Source organism: Streptomyces sp. NPDC093598, assembly GCF_044764825.1.
Classification (GTDB): Bacteria; Actinomycetota; Actinomycetes; order Streptomycetales; family Streptomycetaceae; genus Streptomyces.
In genome coordinates this window covers 926,454-948,716 of sequence record NZ_JBIWIV010000001.1, presented here as the reverse complement: position 1 = coordinate 948,716, position 22,263 = coordinate 926,454, and the positions used below count along the sequence as shown (strand labels likewise).

Genomic DNA, 22,263 nt, shown 5'->3' with positions numbered 1-22,263 from the left:
TCCGGAACCCCGTGGAAGCCGTCTCGACCGGCGGATGAATTTCCGCACCGTCTGCCCAAATTGACCCCCCAGGTCTACTCTGGATCCGTGCCGGAGGACGTGGGGGGCACGCCGTTTCCGGACGGCCGGGAGCCCGACGACGACCACGACCGCGGGGTGTCGGACGAAGAGTTCGCCTCCGTGGTCTTCGACGAGGCCTTCGTACGCGCGGCCGTGGTGCACGAGCCGACCGCGGTGGAGCGCCTCCTGGCCGCGGCACAGGCGAGAGCCGAGGCCTCCGAGGCGGAGGCGCGTCGCGCCCCCACCAGAGGCGAGCGCTACGACGACGGGTACGGCCCGGACAGGCCCGGCCATTTCGGCCATGATCCAGACCTCGACGATCTGGACGACCCCGACGTCCTCGAGGACCACTACGGCGGTACGGGGCCGTACTCCAAACAGGTCCGCTGGCACCGCCCCGTCGCCTGGCTGCTCGCCCTCGTGATGGGCATCGGCATGGTCGCCCTGGCCTTCACGGCGGTGTACCGGGGTGCCTCCTCCAACCGCGACGAGCCGGCGCCGCCACCCGCCTCGACCGGGCTGGAACAGGGCGGCGGAGCAGCCCCCTCGGCATCCGCCGACTACTCCCAGCCGGCGGTCTCGGTGATCCCCCGCAGCCCCTGACCAGAACCCGCCCGTCCTGGTGAGAACCTGTCAGAACTTGTGGTGCAGCAGGGCGTTTACCCGAGCTTCCGGCGACCTACCCTGAAGATATGGGCGGGCCTGGAAACCCACCTGAGGGGACTCCCGAGGGCGCCCCCGGAGGTGGAGAGGACGAGTACCGATCCGTCGTCTTCGACGAGTCGTTCGTCCGTGCTGCCCGCCTCCAGGAGTTCTCCGCCGAGGAGCGCATCGCCGACCACGCGCCCGCCGTACGACGCCGGGCCCCCCTGCGCCGGGGCCTGTCCCGGCAGGCGCTGGTCCTGGTCCTGCTGATCGCCATCGCCTTCGGCACCGCGATCTACATGGGTGTACGACACCCCTACCAGACCCCTGCCGCCCAGGAGCCCACCGAGCCGCTGCGGATGACCGTCATCCCGCTCGCCCCCGAGGGCAAGGTGCCCGGCACGGCCGACCTGGCGTACCTGTACGACCACAGCCCCGCCGCACAGTTCAAAACCGGCGCGGAGGGGGTGCCGCTGCCCGCCTCCCGGCGCACCGCGCACTTCTCGGACAGCCAGGTCGTGAGCGCCCTGACCACCGCCAAGGACTACATCGTGCGGTCCGCCCTCGACCCGGAGGTGCTCACGGGCAGTGAGGTCCGGGCCGTCCGTGTGCTGCTCGACCCCGACCAACTGGACCAGTTCGACCAGAGCTTCGCCCGCCCCACGGCCGACGGACGCCACGCACCCACCGGCTGGCTGGTCCGCTTCGATCCCTCACGCGCCGAGCTCGCCGACCGCAGGGTCCGGGTCCAGGGCACGCTCCAGGCCGCCGAGGCCGACGCGTCCACACTCGAGGTCACCGCCGACCACACGTTCGTGTACGCGCTGCGCGCGGCCGGGGCCGACAGGGGCGAGGTCTCCCTGTTCACCCTCCGGCGCGAGCTGCACTTCCGCTTCGACCGCGACGACCTGCGGCTGCACCAGGCCCAGCTCGTCGTCTCCTACGTCCAGGCCGGCCCGCTGTCCTGCGCCGAGGACTCCACCAACCACCTCCGGCCCCTCCTGGCCGGCCAGACGGCCAAGGAGGGCGGCCCCGCGGGCACGGATCCCTACGCCACGGGCAGCGCGACGGCCCTGTGCGGTTCGCTGGCGACGAGCGCGCAGCCGAAGGTGTGAGGACGAGCCCGAGAGGCCCCGCAGGCCCGTAGGAAGCTCTGGCGTCCCTGTGGCGCCTAGCTCTCGCTACGGGGCGGCTGGTCGTCCCCCGGGGAATCCGGCGCATCACCCGTCTCCGGCCCCTGGGGCGGCTTCGGGGACGTGTTCGTGAAGCCGCCGAAGCCGCGGCGGACCCGGTCGCCCAGGTCGCCGGCGCCGCCCGCGAGGTCGGTGACCAGCTTCATCAGCGGGTCCTTGGAGTTCTTCACATGGGTGGAGTAGTGGTTCGCCGAGTCCCGCCAGGAGTCCCGGACGGAGGTGTCCTGGTCCTCGTCGCGCCGCGGGTAGTGGCCGTCCATGATCCGCTGGTAGTCGCGCGACTCGGCCCACTTCTTCAGCTCGGCCGCCCGCACGGTGGTGAAGGGGTGGGAGCGGGGCAGCACGTTCAGGATCTTCAGCACGGAGTCGCGCAGGTCGCCCGCGGCCTCGTACTCCTCGGCCTGGGCGAGGAACGCGTCCACGTTCATCTCGTGCAGGTGGTTGCCGCCGGCGATCTTCATCAGACCGCGCATGGACGCCTGCACGTCCTGCCCGACCAGCAGCCCCGCGCGGTCCGCGGACAGCTCCGACTTGCGGAACCACTCCCGCAGCCCGGTCACGATCGCCATGATCGCGAGGTTGCCCAGGGGGATCCAGGCGACCCGGACGGCGAGGCTGGTCAGGAACAGCAGGATCGTCCGGTAGACGGAGTGCCCGGACAGCGCGTGCCCCACCTCGTGGCCGACGACCGCCCGCATCTCCTCCTCGTCGAGCAGCTCGACGAGGCCCGTCGTGACGACGATGATCGGCTCGTCCAGGCCGATGCACATCGCGTTCGGCTGCGGGTCCTGGTTCACGTACATCGGCGGGACCTTCTCCAGGTCCAGGATGTAGCAGGCGTCCCGCAGCATCACGTTCAGGTGGGCGAACTGCTGGTCCGAGACACGTACCGAGTCGGACAGGAACAGCAGCCGCAGACTGCGTTCGGGCAGCAGACCGCTGAGCGCCTTGAACACCGTGTCGAAACCGCTCAGCTTGCGCAGCGCCACCAGGGCGGAGCGGTCGGCCGGGTGCTCGTACGTACGCGAGGAGATCCCGGGGAAGCGCCTGCGCTGCCTGCTCGGCACGTGCTCGTTGTGCTCGTGGCCGTCGGACATGTCTTCCCCCATGCGTCTGGTGTGACCTTTGCGGCCCCTTGTGCGGCCTTTTGCTTCCCCGAGGCGGACCCCAGCCTAGGCGGAGTTACGGTGGTCGGGCAGTACAGCGAAGGAGACCACCGCCATGGAGCACCACCCCGCATCCGCCTGGCTCGCCGAGGCCGCGAGCGCTGCCGAGCGGCAAGGGGGGCCGGGGATGCTGCGGTACGTCCTGCTCGTGATGATCGTGGGTTGTGTGCTGACCGCGTGGTTCCTGCTGCGTGGCTACAGACGGAAGGACGACTGAGGCCACACGAAGGTTCCCCGCCGCGCCCCCGGGACCGGGCCCGGCGGCAGCACGTGCGACCGCCCGCGGCACGAACAGGCGGAGTCGGGGTGATCGCGGAACGGGCGCCCGCTTACGATGAGCCGACGTCTTTATCCCGCCCACACGCGATAGGTCCTGCCGAAGATGAGCTTCCACAGCACCGCTGCCCAGTTGGTCACCCTCGCCGCCGAGGGCCAGGAGCACGGCGGAAACCATGAGAGCCTCAGCCCCTACCTCACCGGTGGCGGCGCACTCCTCATCCTGCTGCTCCTGCTGTGGATCACCACCCGCTTCAACCGCGACCGCTGAGACCGGCGGGGCATCCCGCGGAGGATGCCCGGGGGACCACGGGGGCGGCCGGAGCCCTCAGGCAGGGCCGGTAGGGTCTGCACGCATGGGAGAGCAGGACATGCCTACCGGTCCGGCGAACGAGACGCCGCACGACCCGGCACGGGACACGGCGAGCGGCACCGAGCGACACTCGGAGCCCCGCCGTGCCGCCGCGGTGGCCCGCCGCACCGACGGCCCCGAAAGCCCGTCACGGCCGGCCAAGCGCCGTCTCGGCGTCATGGGCGGCACCTTCGACCCGATCCACCACGGGCACCTGGTGGCGGCCAGCGAGGTGGCCGCGGCGTTCCACCTCGACGAGGTGGTCTTCGTCCCGACCGGCCAGCCCTGGCAGAAGAGCCACCGCAGTGTCTCCCCGGCCGAGGACCGCTACCTGATGACGGTCATCGCGACCGCCGAGAACCCGCAGTTCTCCGTGAGCCGCATCGACATCGACCGCGGCGGCCCCACCTACACCGTGGACACCCTGCGCGACCTGCGCGCGCTCAACCCCGACACGGACCTGTTCTTCATCACCGGCGCCGACGCGCTCGCCCAGATCCTCACCTGGCGGGACAGCGAGGAACTCTTCTCCCTGGCGCACTTCATCGGGGCCACCAGGCCGGGTCACCACCTGGACGACTCCGGACTCCCCGAGGGCGGCGTCTCGCTCGTGGAGGTTCCCGCCCTCGCCATCTCCTCGACGGACTGCCGTGCGAGAGTCGCCAAGGGGGACCCCATCTGGTACCTGGTGCCGGACGGAGTCGTGCGCTATATCGACAAGCGCGAGCTGTACCGCGGCGAGTGAGCCGAGAGGGGCACCGGTGAACGACCGATACGACGCGGGGGCCGCAGACCACGGCGCCGACCAGTACGAGCTCGTCGGCTACGACGAGTACGGCCGGCCTGTCTACCGGCAGGTCCAGACCCAGCAGACCCAGCAGCAGACGTACGACCCGTACGCCCAGCATCAGCAGCAACAGGGCTACGGCTACGACCCGTACGGGCAGCAGGGGCAGCAGTTCCAGCAGCAGTCCCCGCCCGCGTACGACTACGGCTCCTACGACCCGTACGACACCGCCCCGCACCAGGGCGGCCCCGCGCAGGGCGCCCCGCACGACCCCTACGGCCAGGCCCCGGCCGGCGCCGCCACCGGCCGGCAGCCCCGCGTCGCCGAACAGACCGCCCAGCAGACCGCCCAGCAGACCGCCCACATCCCGCAGCAGGCCGGCCCGGCCGACCCCGAGGAAGCCGCCGAGCCGCAACGGGAGTACCACACCGAGCAGTTCGCCTTCGTCGAGGAACCGGACGCCAACTCCGAAGACGTCATCGACTGGCTGAAGTTCACCGAGAACCGCACCGAACGCCGCGAGGAGGCCCGCCGCCGCGCCCGCAGCCGGATCGTCGCCCTGGCCGTCGTCCTCGCGCTCGCCGCGGCCGGCGGCGTGGGCTACCTCTGGTACGCGGGCAAGCTGCCCGGCCTGTCCTCCGACGACTCCGCCACGGGCACCGCCACGGCCGCGGGCGCCCAGAAGCGTGACGTGATCGTCGTCCACCTGCACGACACCAAGGGCGGCGGCACCTCCACGGCCCTCCTGGTCGACAACACCACCACCAAGCGGGGCACCACCGTCCTGCTGCCCAACTCCCTCGCCCTGACCAGCGACGACGGCACCACGACGACGCTCGCCAAATCGGTCGAGGACGACGGCTCCGACGGCACCCGCGACGCGCTCGACACGGTCCTCGGCACCGACATCGAGGGCACCTGGCGCCTGGACACCCCCTACCTTCAGAACCTCGTCGACCTCGTCGGCAACATCGACGTCGACACCAACGCCGACGTGCCCGACCCGGGCGCCAAGAAGAAGGGCGAGGCCCCCCTGGTCACCAAGGGCCGGGACCAGACCCTCAGCGGCAAGATGGCGGTCGCCTACGCCACCTACCGCGCCCCGGGCGAGGCCCAGAACGCCCAGCTGGAGCGCTTCGGGCAGGTCATGCAGGGCGTCCTGCGCAAGATGTCCTCCGACCCGCAGGCCGCCACGACCACCATCCAGACCCTGGCGCAGATCCTGGACCCGTCCCTCACCGACAAGGATCTCGGCACCTTCCTCGCCGGGCTCTCCGACCTCGCCAAGGGCGGCGACGTGAAGACCGACCTGCTGCCCGTGCAGAACGACGGCACGCTCAGCGCCCAGGCGAGCGCGGGTGTGGTCAGGAACGTCCTCGGCGGTACCGCCAAGAGCCCCGACAAGGACGCCGCCGTCAGCGTCTCCGTCCAGAACGCCACCGGCGTCGAGGACAACACCGAGAAGGCCCGCGTCGTGCTCCTCAACGGCGGCTTCACCTTCCTGGAGAACGGCACCGGCACCGCCCGGGCCACCTCCGAGGTCCGCTACGCCGACGCCGCCGAGAAGGCGAACGCCGCCGAGGTCGCCAAGACCCTGGGCCTGCCCGCGGGCTCCGTCATCAAGGGCAGGACCTCCGCGAGCGCCGACGTCTCCGTGGTCCTCGGCCAGGACTACAAGCCGTCGTCCGACTAGGCGGACGGAGCGCGCCCCCCCACGTGATCCCCGTCATCGCGTGGGGGGCCCGCTGCGGTCCGTGAGACCCTTGGTGGCAAGTGTCCGCCGACCGAAAGCCTTGCAGTGACCGTGACCGACCGCTCTCACGAGCTGATCAACACCGCCGCCCAGGCGGCCGCCGACAAGCTGGCCCACGACATCGTCGCCTACGACGTCAGTGACGTGCTCTCCATCACGGATGCCTTCCTGCTGGCCTCCGCACCCAACGACCGCCAGGTCAAGGCGATCGTCGACGAGATCGAGGAGCGCCTCTCGAAGGAACTCGGCACCAAGCCGGTACGCCGCGAGGGCGACCGCGAAGCACGCTGGGTGCTGCTCGACTACGTCGACATCGTCGTCCATGTCCAGCACAGCGAGGAGCGCGTCTTCTACGCCCTGGAGCGGCTGTGGAAGGACTGCCCCGAGCTCGAGCTGCCCGAGGAGGCCAAGGCCACCCGCGGCAAGGCCGAGGAGCACGCCAAACTGCGCGCGGCCGAGGAGGCGGCGGAGCTGGACGGTGACTGGCGGTGACCTCCTTCGGTGAGGCGTCCGCCAGGAAGGGCCGGGGCCGCCGCATCATCCTCTGGCGGCACGGCCAGACCTCGTGGAACGTGGAGCGCCGCTTCCAGGGCAGCACGGACGTCGAGCTGACCGAGACCGGCGTCGCCCAGGCCCGCCGCGCCGCCCGGCTGCTCGCCTCGCTGAAGCCGGACGCGCTGGTCGCCTCCGACCTCCGGCGCGCCGCGGCCACGGCCACCGAGCTGGCCACGCTCACCGGCCTCCACGTCACCCATGACGAGGCGCTGCGCGAGACCTACGCGGGCGTCTGGCAGGGCCTCACGCACGAGGAGATCATCGCCCGGTACGGCGACGAGTACGCCGCGTGGAAGCGCGGTGAGCCCGTGCGCCGCGGCGGTGGCGAACTGGAGACCGAGGTGGCCGACCGGGCCGCCCCCGTGGTGCTGCGGCACGCCGAGAAGCTCCCCGAGGACGGCACGCTCGTCGTGGTCAGCCACGGCGGCACGATCCGTACCACCATCGGCCGCCTCCTGGGCCTCGACCCCCACAACTGGGAGAGCCTCGGCGGACTCTCCAACTGCTGCTGGTCCGTCCTCGGCGAAGGCGCCCGCGGCTGGCGCCTGCTGGAGCACAACGCCGGCACCCTGCCGGAACCGGTGCTCGGCGACGACGACTGACCCCGGATTTCACTTTCCGGCAGGTCGCAGGCTAAAGTTCTTCTTGTTCGCCCCGCCAGCGGCAGGGGGAACCGAGGGGCTATAGCTCAGTTGGTAGAGCGCCTGCATGGCATGCAGGAGGTCAGGAGTTCAATTCTCCTTAGCTCCACATCAAGATCCCGTCCCCAACAGGGGGCGGGATTTTTCATGCTCCGGCTTGAGTCGCCCAGGCCCTTCGCGGCGTATACCTCTACGGCCCCGCCGGGTGCCGTGGCCGGACTGGTACTGAGGCGTCGCTGACCGTATTGGTCCGGCCGTGGCAGAATCAAACGGCCGGAAGGGGGCGCGACCCGACGGGAGGAGTAGCGATGCCTGCGAGCATCCTCGAGGAGGCCGACCACCTCCTCGAAGCAGCGTTGACCCGGGACATGTCCACCCGCCTCAGCTGCCCTTCCTGTGGTTCCGCGCACGTGGCCCAGATGCTCGGCGACAACGGCGGGATCTCCTACGTGTGCACGGCCTGCGGCCACAGCTGGAGCTGATCGATGGGTGCACACAGGCGGAAGTGCGACTGGTGCGGCAGCGGGACTCCGATCGTCCGCGACATGGAACCGATCAATCCCGACTACCAGTACTGGTGCGAGGAATGCGCGCGGGCGCTGATCATAAAAGGCGACCCGATCGAGACGTACCGCGAGTTGGAGGGCGAGCCGATCTACGGCCGGCTTCTGGAGGAGCACTGCACGCTCAAGCGGTTCTATTCGTTCGTCACGGCCTGACCCCGCCAAGTCGGTGCAAATCCGACATGGCGGGCATCTCTGTACGAGGTGAAATGGATTTGGTGTTGGGCCCGGTGGACCAGTAATGTTGGCGTCGCCGCCGGGGAAACCCGGAGGAGCACCAGCAAGGGGCTATAGCTCAGTTGGTAGAGCGCCTGCATGGCATGCAGGAGGTCAGGAGTTCAATTCTCCTTAGCTCCACAGTGAATGAGAAGGCGGGCCATCCGAATCGGATGGCCCGCCTTCTTTGTGTCGCGTCGAGCGTGGGCGCTGACGGCGGGCCCCACCGAAGGAGCCCGCCGCGGGTGTGCTCAGCGGCCGAGAGCGCGGCGGCCGCGGCCCTGGGAGAGGACCGGGAGGTTGCGGGACGGCGCGCCCTGCGCGCGCTCCTCCTCGATGCGCAGCGCCAGCGCCGGGCAGCGGCGCACCGCGCGTAGAGCCTTGGCCTCGGCGTACCGCGGCACCTGCGCCTGCGCCACGGTCGGGAAACCGTCGGCGCCCAGCTGGAACACCTCGGGGAGGATGTCCGCGCACAGGCCGTGGCCCCGGCACAGCGTCCAGTCGACGTAGATCTTCTGGCGGCTGGGGCCGTTCTCCTCGGACTCGGCGCCGCCCGGGATGCCCGTAGGGGCCCTCCCGCCCGCGAAGAGCGGCAGAACGCCCTCCACGCGCCGTCCGCAGCCGTTGCCGAGGACATGGGCGGCCAGGTCGTCCGTGAACGCCTTGATGGTCGACTCGATGAACATCGCGGAGCCGTCCGGGTGCGAGCACGCGCCGCGCCGCTTCACGTTCTTGGCGACCTGCTTGAGCGCCTCCAGGGCGGCCGGTCCGCCACCGTTGAGGATGTCCTCCAGACCGCGCGCGGCGGCCGGCAGACCGAGGTAGCAGGGGCCGCACTGGCCCGCGCTCTCCTCGGCCAGCCACTGCGCCACGCGCAGCGATTCGCCCAGCGGGCAGGTGTCCTGAGTGATCGGCAGGATCGCGCCGGCGCCGAGCGCGCCGCCCACCGCGTCCAGGGAGTTGCGGGAGACGATCGCCTCGTTGACCGTCGCCGCGTCGATCCACTTGCCGTGGTAACCGCCGGTGAGCACGCCCTGCGGCACCGGCGGAGCGCCGGCGAGCTGCAGGACGTACCGCAGCGGCACGCCCGTGGGGACCTCGATCACCATGGGGCGGGCGACCGCCCCGGAGACGGTGAGCATGACGGTGCCCGGCTCGTCGTACAGGCCGGTGTTGCCGTAGCGCTCCGGGCCGATGCGGGCGGCGATGGCCAGCTGGGCGAAGGTCTCGGCGTTGGACAGCAGCGTGGGCGCGCCGCCGACGCCGTTCTGCGAGGCGCTGACCTTGCGGCCGGGAGGGATGGCCGGGCCGCCGTCGATCGAGCGGATCAGTGAGGCGGCGGCACCGGTGACCATACGGACCGGATTGCGCTGCACCCGCGCGCGCAGTGCCGATCGACGGCCGTTGCTGAGGCCGCGTTCGGCGAGCGCGGCCTCCATGGAGCGCTGGGTCGACTCACGGGTGACCCCCACCACGAGCGTGCGGGCACCCAGGGCCTCGGCGCACAGCAGCGCGCCGTCCAGGATCAGATGCGGGGCACGGTTGATCAGCACCGTGTCCTTGCGGCAGGCCGGCTCGTCCTCGCTTCCGTTCACGACGACGACCGGCCGGACGCCGCGCTTGATCGCCGCCTCGGCGACCGAGCGCAGCTTCTTGTGGAAGGGGAAGCCCGCGCCGCCGCGGCCCTTCAGGTTGATGCGTTCGGCGAGTTGCGCGAGCTGCTCGCCGCCCATCGGCTCGAGCGGCCCGTGCACCTTGAGATGCATGGGCAGATCGAGCCGATCGACAAGGTCGAAACCCGACGTGAGCTGAGGAAGACCGACCACGCGGACTTCGGGTACGTCGGGCAGGGCCTCGTTCACTTAAAGCCTCCGGAAGGCGTGTTCCAAGGTTCGCCCGATGCCGGTGCGTCGAAGTCGTAGGACGCACCGGGCGTTGTTTCAGTGGCGGGACCGCTGTTGTACGTGTCGTTCGGGTAGTACGTGTCATAGACGGCGTTCGTCTCACCCGTGTCGTACACGTCACTCGATCCATAGCCGGCGGCGCCTGGGTTGCCATAGGCCGGGATGCTTTGTCCGGTGTCCTGCAAGGGGTCGTAGGGCGGGATGTTGAAGCCCGTGTCCTGGAGCGGGTCGTAGGCGGACGGCGGGGCCTCGCCGACCGGCGGCGGGGACGGGATGGGCCAGTTGCCCGAGGTGCTGGAGGGGCCCTCCACGGTCGGGATGGTCTCGGTGGACTGCAGGTCCAGCGGCAGTTCCATGCTGGTCGTCGGCCCCGGCGCGAAGGGCTGCTGGCCCAGGGGCGGTGCCGAGACGGCCCGGTAGGCCGCGGCGAAACCGTTCGCGGACTCCTGGGGTGCGGGGCGCTCCGCCTTCTCGTACCGCGGGCCCGGCGCGGACGCAGCGGCTCCCGCGCGTGCCTCGCGGCCCTCGTAACCGGGCAACGCGAAGCCGCCGCCCGCCCGGGCCCGGCTCTCCTCGAGGTCCCTGCGGCCCTGCCCCTCACCAGGCCCGATGAGCGCGGCGACCTTGTCGGCGACCTTGCGCTTGACCGGGCGCGGAGCCGCGCGCAGGGCGAGGGCTCCGGCCACGCCGGCCAGGGACAGGCAGTACAGGATGACGAAGATCGGCTTGGCCGCGCGACCCGCGTAGAGCCCGTGGACGAGGGCGGCGCACCACGCCGGGTAGGCCAGCATGTGCATGGCCCGCCAGCGGGCCGCCACGGGCGCGGGGGACGCGAAGCGGTTGCGCAGCACGCCGGTGATGCCCACGAAGATCATGAGCATGCTGGCCAGGGTGCCCAGGCCGATGAGGAACGACCTGCCCATGACGGCTTCGTCGTCGGTGAGGAGCAGCCCGAAGGGGATCACCGCGGCGATCCACGAGGTGTGGGACAACGCGAGTTTGACCCCGATGTGCACCAGCAGGAAGACGATCGAGGCGACGGCCGTGGCCCGGTGCACGGCCTGCGCCAGGATGCGCCTGCGTGCGTCCAGCAGGATCCGGTCCTGGGCGACCAGGCCCCAGATCACCGAGCAGGTCAGGCACACGAGGGACAGCACGCCCGCACCGAAGTTGAGGAACTCGGCGAAGGAGTCGTCTGCCGTGGAGTCGTTGGGGTTCACGACCTGCCTCCCCGCGTCCCGGCGACCGGGGGTGGAGAGCTGATACTGCGATGAGGGTTCATGGGGGCAACTCCGAGCGGTTCGGGAAAGCGGTCCCGCTGCCGCACTCTAAGCGGAGCCATACCGATGGGTAGGGGGTTTGAGTTATTGCGTTGTTATCAAAGGACAATGTGGCTGTTGTGATGTCCCTTAGTGGTTGTTACGCGAAGTAACTCTTGACCTTGGTTCAGCGCTTCGAGTGTCGAGAAGGCCCGTCATAAGCGCGTCGCGGCGCGCTGAGGGCCTGCGGTACCCTAACGCCATGCGTGCCGTACGCCTTCTGCTTAGCGGGCCGCGCTGATCAGTCCCGGCCACCGGATGATTCGGATGGTCGGAATCGGCGCGGCGTCCCCTCCTGTGCGAGGGGATTTTTCGTTTCTCGAACCACACAGCCGCAGGCAGAGACGATCGATGGAGCTTTGAGGATCATGAGCGAGACGAACCCCGCTGCCGCCTCCGAGGTGGCGGCGCCGCACCGCTACACGGCCGCGATGGCTGCCGAGATCGAGGCGCGCTGGCAGGACTTCTGGGACGCGGACGGCACCTACGCCGCGCCCAACCCGAAGGGTGACCTGGCGGGCGACCGGGAGACCGTCGCCCGGCCCAAGAAGTTCATCATGGACATGTTCCCGTACCCCTCCGGTGCGGGCCTGCACGTGGGACACCCGCTGGGCTACATCGCCACGGACGTCTTCGCCCGCTTCCAGCGGATGACCGGCCACAACGTCCTGCACACCCTGGGCTTCGACGCCTTCGGCCTGCCCGCCGAGCAGTACGCGGTGCAGACCGGCACGCACCCGCGCGTGTCCACCGAGGCCAACATGGAGAACATGAAGGTCCAGCTGCGCCGGCTGGGCCTGGGCCACGACAAGCGCCGGTCGTTCGCCACGATCGACCCGGACTACTACAAGTGGACCCAGTGGATCTTCCTGCAGATCTTCAACTCCTGGTACGACCACGACGCCCGGCGGGCCCGTCCGATCGCCGAGCTGGTCGCCGCGTTCGAGTCGGGTGAGCGGCCCGTTCCGGGGCACACGCGCGCGTGGAGCGAGCTGAGCGCCGCCGAGAAGGCCGACGTCCTGGGCGAGTTCCGGCTGGCCTACGCCTCCGACGCGCCGGTCAACTGGTGCCCCGGCCTGGGCACCGTGCTGGCCAACGAGGAGGTCACCGCCGAGGGCCGCTCCGAGCGCGGCAACTTCCCGGTCTTCAAGGCCAAGCTGCGCCAGTGGAACATGCGCATCACGGCCTACGCCGACCGGCTGCTGGAGGACCTGGACGCGCTGGACTGGCCCGAGGCCATCAAGCTGCAGCAGCGCAACTGGATCGGCCGCTCCGAGGGTGCCCGCGTCGACTTCCCCATCGACGGCGAGCGCATCACCGTCTTCACCACCCGCCCGGACACCCTGTTCGGCGCCACCTACATGGTGCTGGCGCCCGAGCACCCCCTGGTCGAGAAGTTCACCCCGGCCGCCTGGCCGGAGGGCACCCACGAGGTGTGGACCGGCGGCCACGCGACCCCCGGTGAGGCCGTCGCCGCCTACCGCGCCCAGGCCGCCTCCAAGTCCGACGTGGAGCGGCAGGCCGAGGCCAAGGACAAGACCGGCGTCTTCATCGGCGCGTACGCGACCAACCCGGTCAACGGCGAGCAGGTCCCGGTCTTCATCGCCGACTACGTCCTGATGGGCTACGGCACCGGCGCGATCATGGCCGTCCCGGCCGGAGACCAGCGCGACTTCGAGTTCGCGCGCGCCTTCGAACTGCCGATCACCTGCATCGTCGAGCCGACCGACGGCCGTGGCACGGACACCTCGACCTGGGAGAACGCCTTCGCGTCGTACGACGCGAAGATCATCAGCTCCTCGAACGACGAGGTCAGCCTGGACGGCCTGGGCGTCGCCGAGGCCAAGGCGCGCATCACCGAGTGGCTGGAGCGGTCCGGCGTCGGCGAGGGCACCGTCAACTTCCGGCTGCGCGACTGGCTGTTCAGCCGCCAGCGCTACTGGGGCGAGCCCTTCCCGATCGTCTACGACGAGGACGGCATCGCCCACGCGCTGCCCGAGTCGATGCTGCCCCTGGAGCTGCCCGAGGTCGAGGACTACTCGCCGCGCACCTTCGACCCGGACGACGCCGACACCCAGCCCGAGACGCCGCTGTCGCGCAACGAGGACTGGGTGAACGTCACGCTGGACCTGGGCGACGGACGGGGCCCGCGCCCGTACCGGCGCGAGACCAACACCATGCCCAACTGGGCCGGCTCCTGCTGGTACGAGCTGCGCTACCTGGACCCGCACAACTCCGAGAAGCTGGTCGACCCCGAGATCGAGCAGTACTGGATGGGCCCGCGCGAGGGACAGCCGCACGGCGGTGTCGACCTGTACGTCGGCGGCGCCGAGCACGCCGTGCTGCACCTGCTGTACGCGCGCTTCTGGTCCAAGGTCCTGTACGACCTGGGTCACGTCTCGTCCGCCGAGCCGTTCCACAAGCTGTTCAACCAGGGCATGATCCAGGCCTACGTCTACCGTGACAGCCGGGGCATCGCGGTGCCGGCCGCCGAGGTGGAGGAGCGCGACGGCGCGTACCACTACCAGGGCGAGAAGGTCTCCCGGCTGCTGGGCAAGATGGGCAAGTCCCTGAAGAACGCGGTCACTCCGGACGAGATCTGCGCCGAGTACGGAGCCGACACCCTGCGCCTGTACGAGATGGCCATGGGCCCGCTGGACGTCTCCCGGCCGTGGGACACGCGCGCGGTGGTCGGCCAGTTCCGGCTGCTGCAGCGGCTGTGGCGCAACATCGTCGACGAGGCGACCGGCGAGGTGACCGTCGTCGACGCCGAGCCCGACGAAGAGACGCTGCGCGCCCTGCACAAGGCGATCGACGGGGTACGCGGTGACCTGGAGGGCATGCGGTTCAACACCGCCATCGCCAAGGTCACCGAGCTGAACAACCACCTGACCAAGGTGGGCGCGGCCGTGTCCCGCCCGGTCGCCGAGGCCCTGGTGCTGATGGTCGCGCCGCTGGCCCCGCACATCGCCGAGGAGCTGTGGCGCAGGCTGGGCCACACCGACTCGGTGGTGCACCGGGACTTCCCGGTGGCCGACCCGGCGTACGTGGTCGACGAGACCGTGACCTGTGTCGTGCAGGTCAAGGGCAAGGTGAAGGCGCGGCTGGAGGTCTCGCCGTCGATCTCCGACGACGAGCTGGAGAAGGTCGCACTGGCGGACGAAAAGGTCGTCGCCGCGCTGGGCGGTGCCGGGATCCGGAAGGTGATCGTGCGCGCGCCGAAGCTGGTGAACATCGTTCCGGCGTAGCCGCCGGGGTGTGCGGACCGCTCTCGGGGTGGTCCCCTACGGGCAGGTTCGGGGTTGTTGTGGAACTCCGGACCTGCCCGTTGCGTTTACCGTGGAAGAGCGACGAGGTGCCGTGATGTCCTGAGGAGGAGCCCTTGTGGAAGCAGTGATCGCAGTCTTCGCCCTGCTCTTCGTGCTCTTTCTCGGGCTCGGGGTGTACGCCACGGTGAAGGTGGTCGGCGCCGCCAGGCGCGGCGTGGACCGCGGCATCACCCAGGCCCGCCGCACGGTCGAGGACCACACACTGCGCGCCAAGTCCTTCGCCCAGCCCGGCGCCGCGGGCGAACTCGCCCAGCTCCGGCTGAAGCTGCGCACCTCGATGCGCGCCACCCAGGACGCGCTGCACGCGGCCGTCGCCGAGGACGAGTCCCTGAAGGAGTCCGTCGGCCTCTTCGAACGGCTCAGCGCGCATGGACACGAGCTGGACGACGAGCTGAAGCGCCTGGAGTCCGAGCCGGACCGCGTCGCGCTCGCCGAGCGGCTGCCGGAGCTGCGCGAGCGCACCGAACGCATCACGCACTCGGCGGACTCGCTGCGCTGGGCGGCCCGCGACCGGGCCCGCCGGTTCGCGGAGGACGACCTGGACTCGCTCAGCGCGCAGATCGACCTGGAGTCCGGGGCCCTGCGGCACTGGACGGAGCCGGAGCCGCAGCCCGCGTCGTCGCAGCAGCCGGCGTCGTCCCGGCAGCCGGCCTCGCCGCCGCAGCCCGCGACGCCGCCGTGGCCCGAGGCGCCCGCCGCCGATGCCGCCACGGCCGGGCAGACCTGGCCGGACACCGCGCGGTCGAGCCCGGCGCAAGAGCCGGCGCGGCCCGCCATCACGCCGCCGGCACCGCGTCCGACCTACCCCTGGCAGAAGAAGCCCCGCCCCGAGAGCACCACTTGATCCGGCCACTCGCACCGCGAGGCGCGGGGGCCGGGCTGCCGCACCGGCGCTACGGCAGGTAACCTCCAGCTCATGTCCCGCCATGTCGCGATCGTCACCGATTCAACGGCCTACCTGCCGGCCCGGACGATGGAGCGGCACGGCATCACAGCGGTCCCTCTGACGGTGGTCCTCGGCGACCGGGCGCTGGAGGAGGGCACCGAGATCTCGACCCGCGCCCTCGCCCAGGCTTTGCAGAAGCGGCGCCCCGTGACGACCTCGCGGCCCAGTCCCGCGGTTTTCGAGGAGACGTACCGCAGGGTCGCCGAGGCCGGTGCCACCGGCATCGTCTCCCTCCATCTCTCCGCCGAGCTCTCCGGCACGTACGACGCGGCCGTCGTCGCCGCGCGGCAGGCGCCGGTGCCCGTGCGGGTGGTCGACACCGGCATGATCGCGATGGCGCTCGGGTTCTGCGCGCTCTCCGCCGCGGAGAGCGCGGAGTCGGGCGGCACGGTGGACGAGGCCGTCACGGCCGCGGAGAAGCGGGCCGCGGGCACGTCTGCCTACTTCTACGTCGACACCCTCGACTACCTGCGCCGCGGCGGCCGTATCGGGGCCGCGGAGGCCCTGCTGGGCTCGGCGCTCGCGGTGAAGCCGCTGCTGCAACTGGCCGACGGACGGATCGGACCGCTGGAGAAGGTGCGCACCGCGTCGAAGGCCATCGCCCGACTGGAGGAGATCGCGGCCGACCGGGCGGGTAGCGCCCAAGTCGACGTCGCCGTCCACCATCTCGCCGCGCCGGAACGGGCGTCGGCCCTCGCCGACCGGTTGCGGACACGGCTGCCGGGGCTGGCCGATCTGCATGTCAGCGAGGTCGGGGCGGTGATCGGGGCGCATTCGGGGCCCGGGTTGCTGGCGGTTGTGGTTTCGCCCCGGTGAACGTTGCTGTGGGGCTCCGGTCGCCCGTGTGAGTGGCGGAGTTTTCCCCAACCGGTGGACCGTCCCCGGAAAACCACCAAGATCATCGCGGGTGGCCCGAGGTGGCCGATCCTCGTCGCATGGCACTTCGATCACGTTCACGCACAGCGACCGCGACCAGTGGGCCGGGCCGCGGGCCGGCGTCCGACGGGCGCGTCCGTCACCGCCGGTCCGTTCCGCGCGGGCGGGCCCGGCGGCGTCATACCTCGGCGGAGGAACTTCGGCGGCGCGCCGGGGTGTTGTTCGGCGAGCACACCGCATGGGCTGAGCCGGACGAGCGGACCGGGCCGGCGGGACCCGCCGAACGGGCGGGGGAGCGGCGGGAGTCGGGCCAGGGGCCGCCGGGTTCCGGCGGTGCCGAAGGGACTCGGCGCGGGCCGGCTCCCGCGGGCGCTTCCGCCGAGGTGGAGGGCGGGGACGAGCGCGCCGCGGAGGGAGCCTGGCGGGAGCGGGCCGGGCTGGCGCTGTGGGAGCGGATGCCCCTCTGGTTGCAGACGAGGTGTGGTCTGGAGCGACGGAGTGTGCTCGCCCTGACGGTGGTGCTCGTCGTCGCCGCGGCGTTCGCCGTGCAGCACTTCTGGACCGGCCGGACCCAGTCCGTGCGGCCGCCGGAGGTGGTGCGGGCGGCGGTGCCCTTCGGGGCAGGGCAGGAGAGCGGGCAGGGGGAGGAGAAGCGAGGCCCGGGCGCTGCCGGGGTGCCTGCCGGTGCTTCCTCCGGGGCCCCTGCCGGGCCTGGGACGGCGGGGGCGGCCGAGATCGTCGTGGACGTCGGCGGCAAGGTCCGTGAGCCGGGGATCCACCGGCTGCCGGCCGGCTCGCGGGTGGCGGACGCCTTGAGCGCGGCGGGTGGGGTGAAGCCGGGCACGAACACCGACGGGCTCAACCGTGCCCGGTTCCTCGTGGACGGCGAGCAGGTGATCGTCGGGGGGCCGGCTCCGGCCGCGGGGCCCGGGGTGGGCGGCGGTCCGGCTCCCGGTGGTCCGGCCGGTGGGGCGGCCGAGCCGGCGGCTCCCGTCTCCCTCAACACCGCCACCGCGGAACAGCTCGACACCTTGCCGGGTGTCGGCCCGGTCCTGGCGCAGCACATCATCGACTACCGCACGCAGCACGGCGGCTTCCGCTCGGTGGACGAGCTGCGCGAGGTGAACGGCATCGGCGACCGCCGCTTCGCCGACCTGCGCGATCTCGTACGGCCATGAGGGGCGCCCCCGACCCGTCGGCGCGGCAGGACGCGGCCGCGCCCGCGCCCGGCCTCACGCGGTCGGCCGTGCATGCCTCCTCCGGCGCGCGTCTCGGCGTTGCCCGTCCACGCCAGGAAGGCCCCACGGACCTGCGGCTCGTACCCCCCGCCCTGGCGGCCTGGGCGACGGCGGCGCTGGTGCTGGACGCGGCGTGGGAGTGGGCCCTCGGCGTCGTGTTCGGCTGCCTGGCCGCCGTCGCTCTGCTGCCGTTGGCCCTGCGGCACCGGACGGCGTCCTGGCCGCGAGCCTCGGCCACCGCCCTGCTGCTGTGTGTCGCGGCGGCTGCCGCCGCGGCCGGACTGCACGGGGCGGATCTGCGCCGGGGGCCCGTTCCCGGCCTGGCGCGGGAGTACGCGACCGTGACCGCCGAGGTCGAGCTCACGTCCGACCCGCGGCTCACCCGGCCGAGGGTCCGGGGCGCTCACGTGGCTCCGACGGCCCTGCTGATCGACGCCGACGTGCGGCGCGTCCAGGAGGCGGGTGGCGCGGTGATGACGACACGGACGCCGGTGCTGATGATCGTGGACGTGGACTCGCCCCCGCCCGGCCGGGTCACCGGTGGGCCGGTGCGGTCGCCGTGGCTCGGCCTGCTGCCGTCGACGCGGCTGCGGGTCAGTGCGCGGCTGGCGCCCGCGATGACGGGCGGTGACCGGGTCGCGGCCGTGCTGCGGGTAGGGGGCCGGGGCGGACCGGACGTGGTGGGCGAGCCCTCGGAGCCGCAGCGGCTCGCCGGGAGGCTGCGTGCCGGGCTGCGGGAGGCGACCGACGGGCTGCCGGCGGACGCCCGGGCGCTGTTGCCGGGTTTGGTGGTGGGAGACACCTCGCGGATCACTCCGGAGCTGGAGGAGGCCTTCAAGGAGACCGACCTCACGCACACGCTGGCCGTGTCCGGGGCCAACTTCACCATCCTCCTCGCGCTGCTGCTCGGGCCGCCGGGTCTGGCGCAGCATGCCGAGCGACGCGGACTCGCGCCACGCCTCGGCATCTCCCTGCGGGGGACGGCGGTGCTCGGGGGTGCGCTCTCGCTCGGGTTCGTGGTCGTGTGCAGACCGGATCCGAGCGTGGTGCGGGCCGCGGCTTGTGGGGCGGTCGCGCTGCTGGCCCTGGCGACCGGACGCCGGAGGTCGATGATCCCGGCGTTGGCGACGGCGGTTCTGCTGCTGGTGCTGTACGACCCCTGGCTGGCGCGCAGTTACGGGTTCCTGCTCTCCGTCACGGCGACCGGTGCTCTGCTCACCCTCGCGCCCCGCTGGAGTGCCGGGCTGCGGCGGCGCGGGGTGCCGGCGAGGCCGGCTGAGGCGCTGGGTGCCGCCGCGGCCGCGCAGGCCCTGTGCGCGCCCATCGTGGCCGTGCTGTCGGCGCGGGTGAGCCTGGTGGCGGTGCCGTGCAATCTGCTCGCGGAGTTCGCGATCGCTCCCGCGACCGTGCTGGGGTTCGCGGCGCTGGCCACGGCGCCGGTGGCGATGCCGGTGGCCAAGGCCCTGGCGTGGTGCGCGCACTGGCCCGCCGAGTGGATCGCGCAGATCGCCCGGACCGGGGCGGCGCTGCCGGGCGGGGGAATCGACTGGCCGGGCAGTTGGGCGGGTGCGGCGCTGCTCCTGGCCGTGACCCTGATCGTGGTTCTCCTCGGGCGGCGACTGCTCGGGCACCCCTGGTGGTGCGCGGTGTGCGGCCTGCTGCTGGCGCTGGTGGTGGTGCAGCCACCGCCGCTGACCCAGGTGGTCACGGGCTGGCCGCCGCCGGGCTGGCGGCTGGTGATGTGTGACGTGGGGCAGGGCGATGCCCTGGTGCTCGCGGCGGGCGAGGGGGCCGGCGTGGTGGTCGACGCGGGGCCCGACCCGCAGCTCGTCGACCACTGTCTGCGTTCACTCGGCATCACCAGGATCCCGCTGGTCGTGCTCACCCACTTCCATGCCGATCACGTGGCCGGTCTGCCCGGGGTGCTGCGTGGCCGGGCGGTGGGCGCGATCGAGACGACGGGTTTCGAAGAGCCCGCGGACCAGGCCGCGTTCGTGCGGAGGCTGGCGGCGGCGCGGCGGATTCCCGTGACGCGGGCGGCGGCCGGGGAGCAGCGGCGCACGGGGGAGCTGTCCTGGCAGGTGGTGTGGCCGCCGCCGGACCCGCCTTGGTGGCCGCGCCCTGGGCTGCTCCCGGCCCACCCGGTGCCGGAGGGGCCGAACGACGCCAGTGTCGCCATGCTGGTCCGCTCGGCCGGACTGCGCCTGCTGCTCCTAGGGGACCTGGAGCCCCCGGCGCAGCGGGCCTTGGCGCGATCACCGGCGGCCGAGGCGCTGGAGGGTGTGGACGTGCTGAAGGTCGCCCACCACGGCTCGGCCTACCAGGACCCCGGCCTCATACGCCGGGCGGCACCGCGGCTGGCCCTCATCTCCTGCGGTGAGGACAATTCCTACGGCCACCCGGCGCCCGGCACCGTCGCCGCTCTGCGCGCCGGGGGCGCGGCGGTGCTGCGGACGGACCGGGACGGCGCGCTCGCGGTCGTGGGAGGGGGCGGAGAGCTGAGCGTGGCGCGAGACTGAGGGCATGAACTCAGCACAGGTTGATGCCTATCTCCGCCGACTCCGAGTCGAGCCCCCGGCGTGGCCCACCGTCGACGCGCTGCGCGAGCTGCACCTGCGTCACCTGCAGAACGTGCCGTTCGAGAACCTCTCGATCCACCTGGGCGAGGAGATCGTGCTGGAGGAGAAGCGGCTGCTGGACAAGGTGGTGGGCGCGCGGCGGGGCGGGTTCTGCTACGAACTCAACGGCTCCTTCGGGGCGTTGCTCGCCGCGTTGGGGTTCGACGTGGTGCTGCTGGCGGCGCGGGTGTACGGGGACGGGGAGCGGCTCGGGATCCCCTACGACCATCTCGCGCTTCGGGTGCGGACGGTGGACGGGGGCGACTGGCTGGCCGACGTCGGGTTCGGGGCGCACAGCCACCTCCCGCTGGCGCTCGGGGAGCGGGGAGAACAGGAGGATCCGGGGGGCACGTTCCGGATCGTCGAGGCGGGACCGGACGCCGCCGGGGTGCGCGGGGGGCACGGCACGGTGGAGGCGGCGGACCTGGACGTGTCCCGGGACGGCAGAGCGCAGTACCGCCTGGAGGTGCGGCCCCGGGCGCTCGGCGACTTCGTGGCCGGGGCGTGGTGGCACAGCACGTCGCCGGTGTCGCATTTCACGCGGTCGCTGGTCTGTTCGCGGGTGACGGAGGACGGAGGCAGGATCACGCTCAGCGGGCGCAGGCTCACGACGACGGCGGCCGACGGCACGCGGGAGGAACGGGAACTGGGGACGGACGAGGAGGTACTCGGGGTGTACCGGGAGCGGTTCGGGATCGAGCTCGACACGGTGCCGGTACTGCGAAATCCCGCGTAGGAGGCATTCCGGCCACACGGGGCTACTCGTGCGTAGTACCAGCACATCTGCTGGATTCCCGCGATGTGGTCGCGTGTTGCCTCGAAAGCCTCACTGGTGCTCGAATGCGTCTTCGGCAACGTGTGATCAACAGTGATCAACAGGGCGATTTCGAGTCACTCAGGGAGTCGTGTATGATCGGCCGCTGGCGGGGAAGCCGCACCGACCGGGTGCAACGGACGAGTCCCCTGGGGGCGGTGCCGGTCCCGCCGAGCGCGGGCGTGCTGGCCTGCCGGGTGCTGGACCCGGTCAACGAGCCGGTCACGCATGCGGAGTTCGCGGTCACGGACGCAGCGGGGCGTCCGGTGGTCAGCGGAGGAGCGGATCCGTACGGGTCGTTCGTGACGACGGTGCCCGCGGGGGAGTACCGGCTGGCGGTGTCCGCCGAGGGGTACACGCCGTACCGGGCGACCACGCAGGTAGCGGAGAACGCGCTCGCGTCGTTCGGCGACGTGACGCTGCAGGTGGCCCGGCCGCCGGAGCTGCCCGATGCCGGTGACTGGGAGATCGAGTCGGCGCACTCCTCGATCGGCTTCACCGCGCGGCACATCGGACTGGCGCGGATCCATGGGCGGTTCACGTCGTTCGCGGGGGTCGTCCGGGTCACCGATCCGATGGAGCGGTCGGCGATGCACGTGGTGATCGACGCGGCGTCCATCGACACCGGCATGAGGATGCGCGACGACCATCTGCGCTCGGCGGACTTCCTGGACGTCGAGAGGTTCCCGACCCTGGAGTTCTACAGCGAACGGTTCGTGCACAAGGGCGGGAACCGGTGGGCCGTGACGGGGGCGCTGTCGCTGCACGGCGTGACGCGGACGGTCACGCTGGACACGGAGTACCTGGGGCTGGGCAACGGCATGGAGGGCGAGGTGCGGGCGGCCTGCCGGGCCACGACCGAGCTGCACCGGGACGACTTCACCGTGAGCTGGCAGACGATGTTGGCGCGGGGCATCGCGGTGGTGGGGCCGAGCATCAGGGTCGACCTCGATGTGCAGGTCGTGCGCAAGGGCTGAGCGGCCGGGCCGCTGCGCGGTGTCGGACAATGTCC

Annotated in this window: 20 protein-coding genes and 2 tRNA genes; 19 read left to right on the top strand and 3 right to left on the bottom strand. The window is 71.7% G+C overall.

The features are described 5' to 3' along the window. The first annotated feature begins 60 nt into the window (after positions 1 to 60). Both ACIRDU_RS04430 and ACIRDU_RS04425 read left to right on the top strand, forming a co-directional pair. Positions 61 to 663, top strand: a complete 603-nt coding sequence (locus ACIRDU_RS04430) for a hypothetical protein (RefSeq protein WP_403574249.1) — start codon at positions 61 to 63, stop codon at positions 661 to 663. Positions 664 to 752: 89 nt separating this feature from the next. Further along, positions 753 to 1,820, top strand: coding sequence for a hypothetical protein (locus tag ACIRDU_RS04425; RefSeq protein WP_403574247.1), 1,068 nt, complete (start codon positions 753 to 755; stop codon positions 1,818 to 1,820). A 56-nt stretch (positions 1,821 to 1,876) separates the two neighbouring features. On the opposite strand, the gene ACIRDU_RS04420 is transcribed toward ACIRDU_RS04425, so the two are convergent. After that, positions 1,877 to 2,995 carry a M48 family metallopeptidase gene (locus ACIRDU_RS04420; RefSeq protein ID WP_403575148.1) on the bottom strand — a complete coding sequence of 373 codons (1,119 nt, stop codon included), beginning with the start codon at positions 2,993 to 2,995 and terminating at the stop codon, positions 1,877 to 1,879. A 124-nt stretch (positions 2,996 to 3,119) separates the two neighbouring features. Between ACIRDU_RS04420 and ACIRDU_RS04415 the strand changes: the two genes are divergently transcribed. The 10 genes from ACIRDU_RS04415 to ACIRDU_RS04370 all read left to right on the top strand — a co-directional run bounded on the left by ACIRDU_RS04415 (position 3,120) and on the right by ACIRDU_RS04370 (position 8,348). Further along, positions 3,120 to 3,281 (top strand): hypothetical protein, encoded by a 162-nt coding sequence (locus ACIRDU_RS04415; protein WP_033306370.1) that lies wholly within the window; start codon positions 3,120 to 3,122, stop codon positions 3,279 to 3,281. 165 nt (positions 3,282 to 3,446) lie between these two features. Continuing rightward, positions 3,447 to 3,611: a hypothetical protein gene (locus ACIRDU_RS04410; RefSeq protein WP_403574244.1), complete on the top strand. Its 165-nt coding sequence runs from the start codon at positions 3,447 to 3,449 to the stop codon at positions 3,609 to 3,611. An 85-nt stretch (positions 3,612 to 3,696) separates the two neighbouring features. Then, entirely contained in the window at positions 3,697 to 4,437 is a 741-nt protein-coding gene (nadD, locus tag ACIRDU_RS04405; protein ID WP_403574241.1) for a nicotinate-nucleotide adenylyltransferase, read from the top strand. Between the two features lie 16 nt (positions 4,438 to 4,453). Beyond that, a complete protein-coding gene (locus ACIRDU_RS04400) occupies positions 4,454 to 6,172 on the top strand; it encodes an LCP family protein (protein WP_403574238.1) in 1,719 nt (572 codons plus the stop codon). Between the two features lie 105 nt (positions 6,173 to 6,277). Continuing rightward, positions 6,278 to 6,724 carry a ribosome silencing factor gene (gene rsfS, locus ACIRDU_RS04395; protein WP_403574235.1) on the top strand — a complete coding sequence of 149 codons (447 nt, stop codon included), beginning with the start codon at positions 6,278 to 6,280 and terminating at the stop codon, positions 6,722 to 6,724. After that, positions 6,715 to 7,389 carry a histidine phosphatase family protein gene (locus tag ACIRDU_RS04390; RefSeq protein WP_403575144.1) on the top strand — a complete coding sequence of 225 codons (675 nt, stop codon included), beginning with the start codon at positions 6,715 to 6,717 and terminating at the stop codon, positions 7,387 to 7,389. Before rsfS ends, ACIRDU_RS04390 begins: the two co-directional genes overlap by 10 nt. A 75-nt stretch (positions 7,390 to 7,464) precedes the next feature. Further along, positions 7,465 to 7,537: transfer RNA gene (locus tag ACIRDU_RS04385), tRNA-Ala, on the top strand. Between the two features lie 199 nt (positions 7,538 to 7,736). Continuing rightward, positions 7,737 to 7,910, top strand: coding sequence for a hypothetical protein (locus tag ACIRDU_RS04380; RefSeq protein ID WP_403574233.1), 174 nt, complete (start codon positions 7,737 to 7,739; stop codon positions 7,908 to 7,910). Positions 7,911 to 7,913: 3 nt separating this feature from the next. Then, on the top strand, positions 7,914 to 8,147 hold the full coding sequence (locus ACIRDU_RS04375) for a hypothetical protein (RefSeq protein ID WP_006136074.1): 234 nt from the start codon (positions 7,914 to 7,916) through the stop codon (positions 8,145 to 8,147). 128 nt (positions 8,148 to 8,275) lie between these two features. Next, positions 8,276 to 8,348 (top strand) — tRNA-Ala (locus tag ACIRDU_RS04370). Between the two features lie 110 nt (positions 8,349 to 8,458). On the opposite strand, the gene ACIRDU_RS04365 is transcribed toward ACIRDU_RS04370, so the two are convergent. Beyond that, the gene (locus ACIRDU_RS04365; RefSeq protein WP_403574230.1) at positions 8,459 to 10,069 is read right to left on the bottom strand and encodes an NADH-ubiquinone oxidoreductase-F iron-sulfur binding region domain-containing protein; all 1,611 of its coding nucleotides are present in this window, start codon (positions 10,067 to 10,069) and stop codon (positions 8,459 to 8,461) included. Continuing rightward, positions 10,066 to 11,331, bottom strand: a complete 1,266-nt coding sequence (locus ACIRDU_RS04360) for a cytochrome b/b6 domain-containing protein (RefSeq protein WP_403574225.1) — start codon at positions 11,329 to 11,331, stop codon at positions 10,066 to 10,068. Before ACIRDU_RS04360 ends, ACIRDU_RS04365 begins: the two co-directional genes overlap by 4 nt. A 467-nt stretch (positions 11,332 to 11,798) precedes the next feature. Here ACIRDU_RS04360 and leuS point away from each other — a divergent pair, with 467 nt between their 5' ends. From leuS to ACIRDU_RS04325, 7 genes are all read left to right on the top strand, one after another. Next, entirely contained in the window at positions 11,799 to 14,678 is a 2,880-nt protein-coding gene (leuS, locus tag ACIRDU_RS04355) for a leucine--tRNA ligase (protein ID WP_403574222.1), read from the top strand. 136 nt (positions 14,679 to 14,814) lie between these two features. Then, positions 14,815 to 15,603 carry a hypothetical protein gene (locus tag ACIRDU_RS04350; protein WP_403574219.1) on the top strand — a complete coding sequence of 263 codons (789 nt, stop codon included), beginning with the start codon at positions 14,815 to 14,817 and terminating at the stop codon, positions 15,601 to 15,603. A gap of 72 nt (positions 15,604 to 15,675) precedes the next feature. Next, positions 15,676 to 16,521, top strand: a complete 846-nt coding sequence (locus ACIRDU_RS04345; RefSeq protein WP_403574216.1) for a DegV family protein — start codon at positions 15,676 to 15,678, stop codon at positions 16,519 to 16,521. Between the two features lie 119 nt (positions 16,522 to 16,640). Beyond that, positions 16,641 to 17,759 (top strand): helix-hairpin-helix domain-containing protein, encoded by a 1,119-nt coding sequence (locus ACIRDU_RS04340; protein WP_403574213.1) that lies wholly within the window; start codon positions 16,641 to 16,643, stop codon positions 17,757 to 17,759. Further along, positions 17,756 to 20,338 (top strand): ComEC/Rec2 family competence protein, encoded by a 2,583-nt coding sequence (locus ACIRDU_RS04335; protein WP_403574211.1) that lies wholly within the window; start codon positions 17,756 to 17,758, stop codon positions 20,336 to 20,338. The genes ACIRDU_RS04340 and ACIRDU_RS04335 overlap by 4 nt, the downstream gene beginning before the upstream one ends. 4 nt (positions 20,339 to 20,342) lie before the next feature. Continuing rightward, positions 20,343 to 21,173 carry an arylamine N-acetyltransferase gene (locus ACIRDU_RS04330; protein ID WP_403574209.1) on the top strand — a complete coding sequence of 277 codons (831 nt, stop codon included), beginning with the start codon at positions 20,343 to 20,345 and terminating at the stop codon, positions 21,171 to 21,173. A gap of 173 nt (positions 21,174 to 21,346) precedes the next feature. Further along, positions 21,347 to 22,228, top strand: a complete 882-nt coding sequence (locus ACIRDU_RS04325; protein ID WP_403574207.1) for a YceI family protein — start codon at positions 21,347 to 21,349, stop codon at positions 22,226 to 22,228. Positions 22,229 to 22,263: the final 35 nt, after the last annotated feature.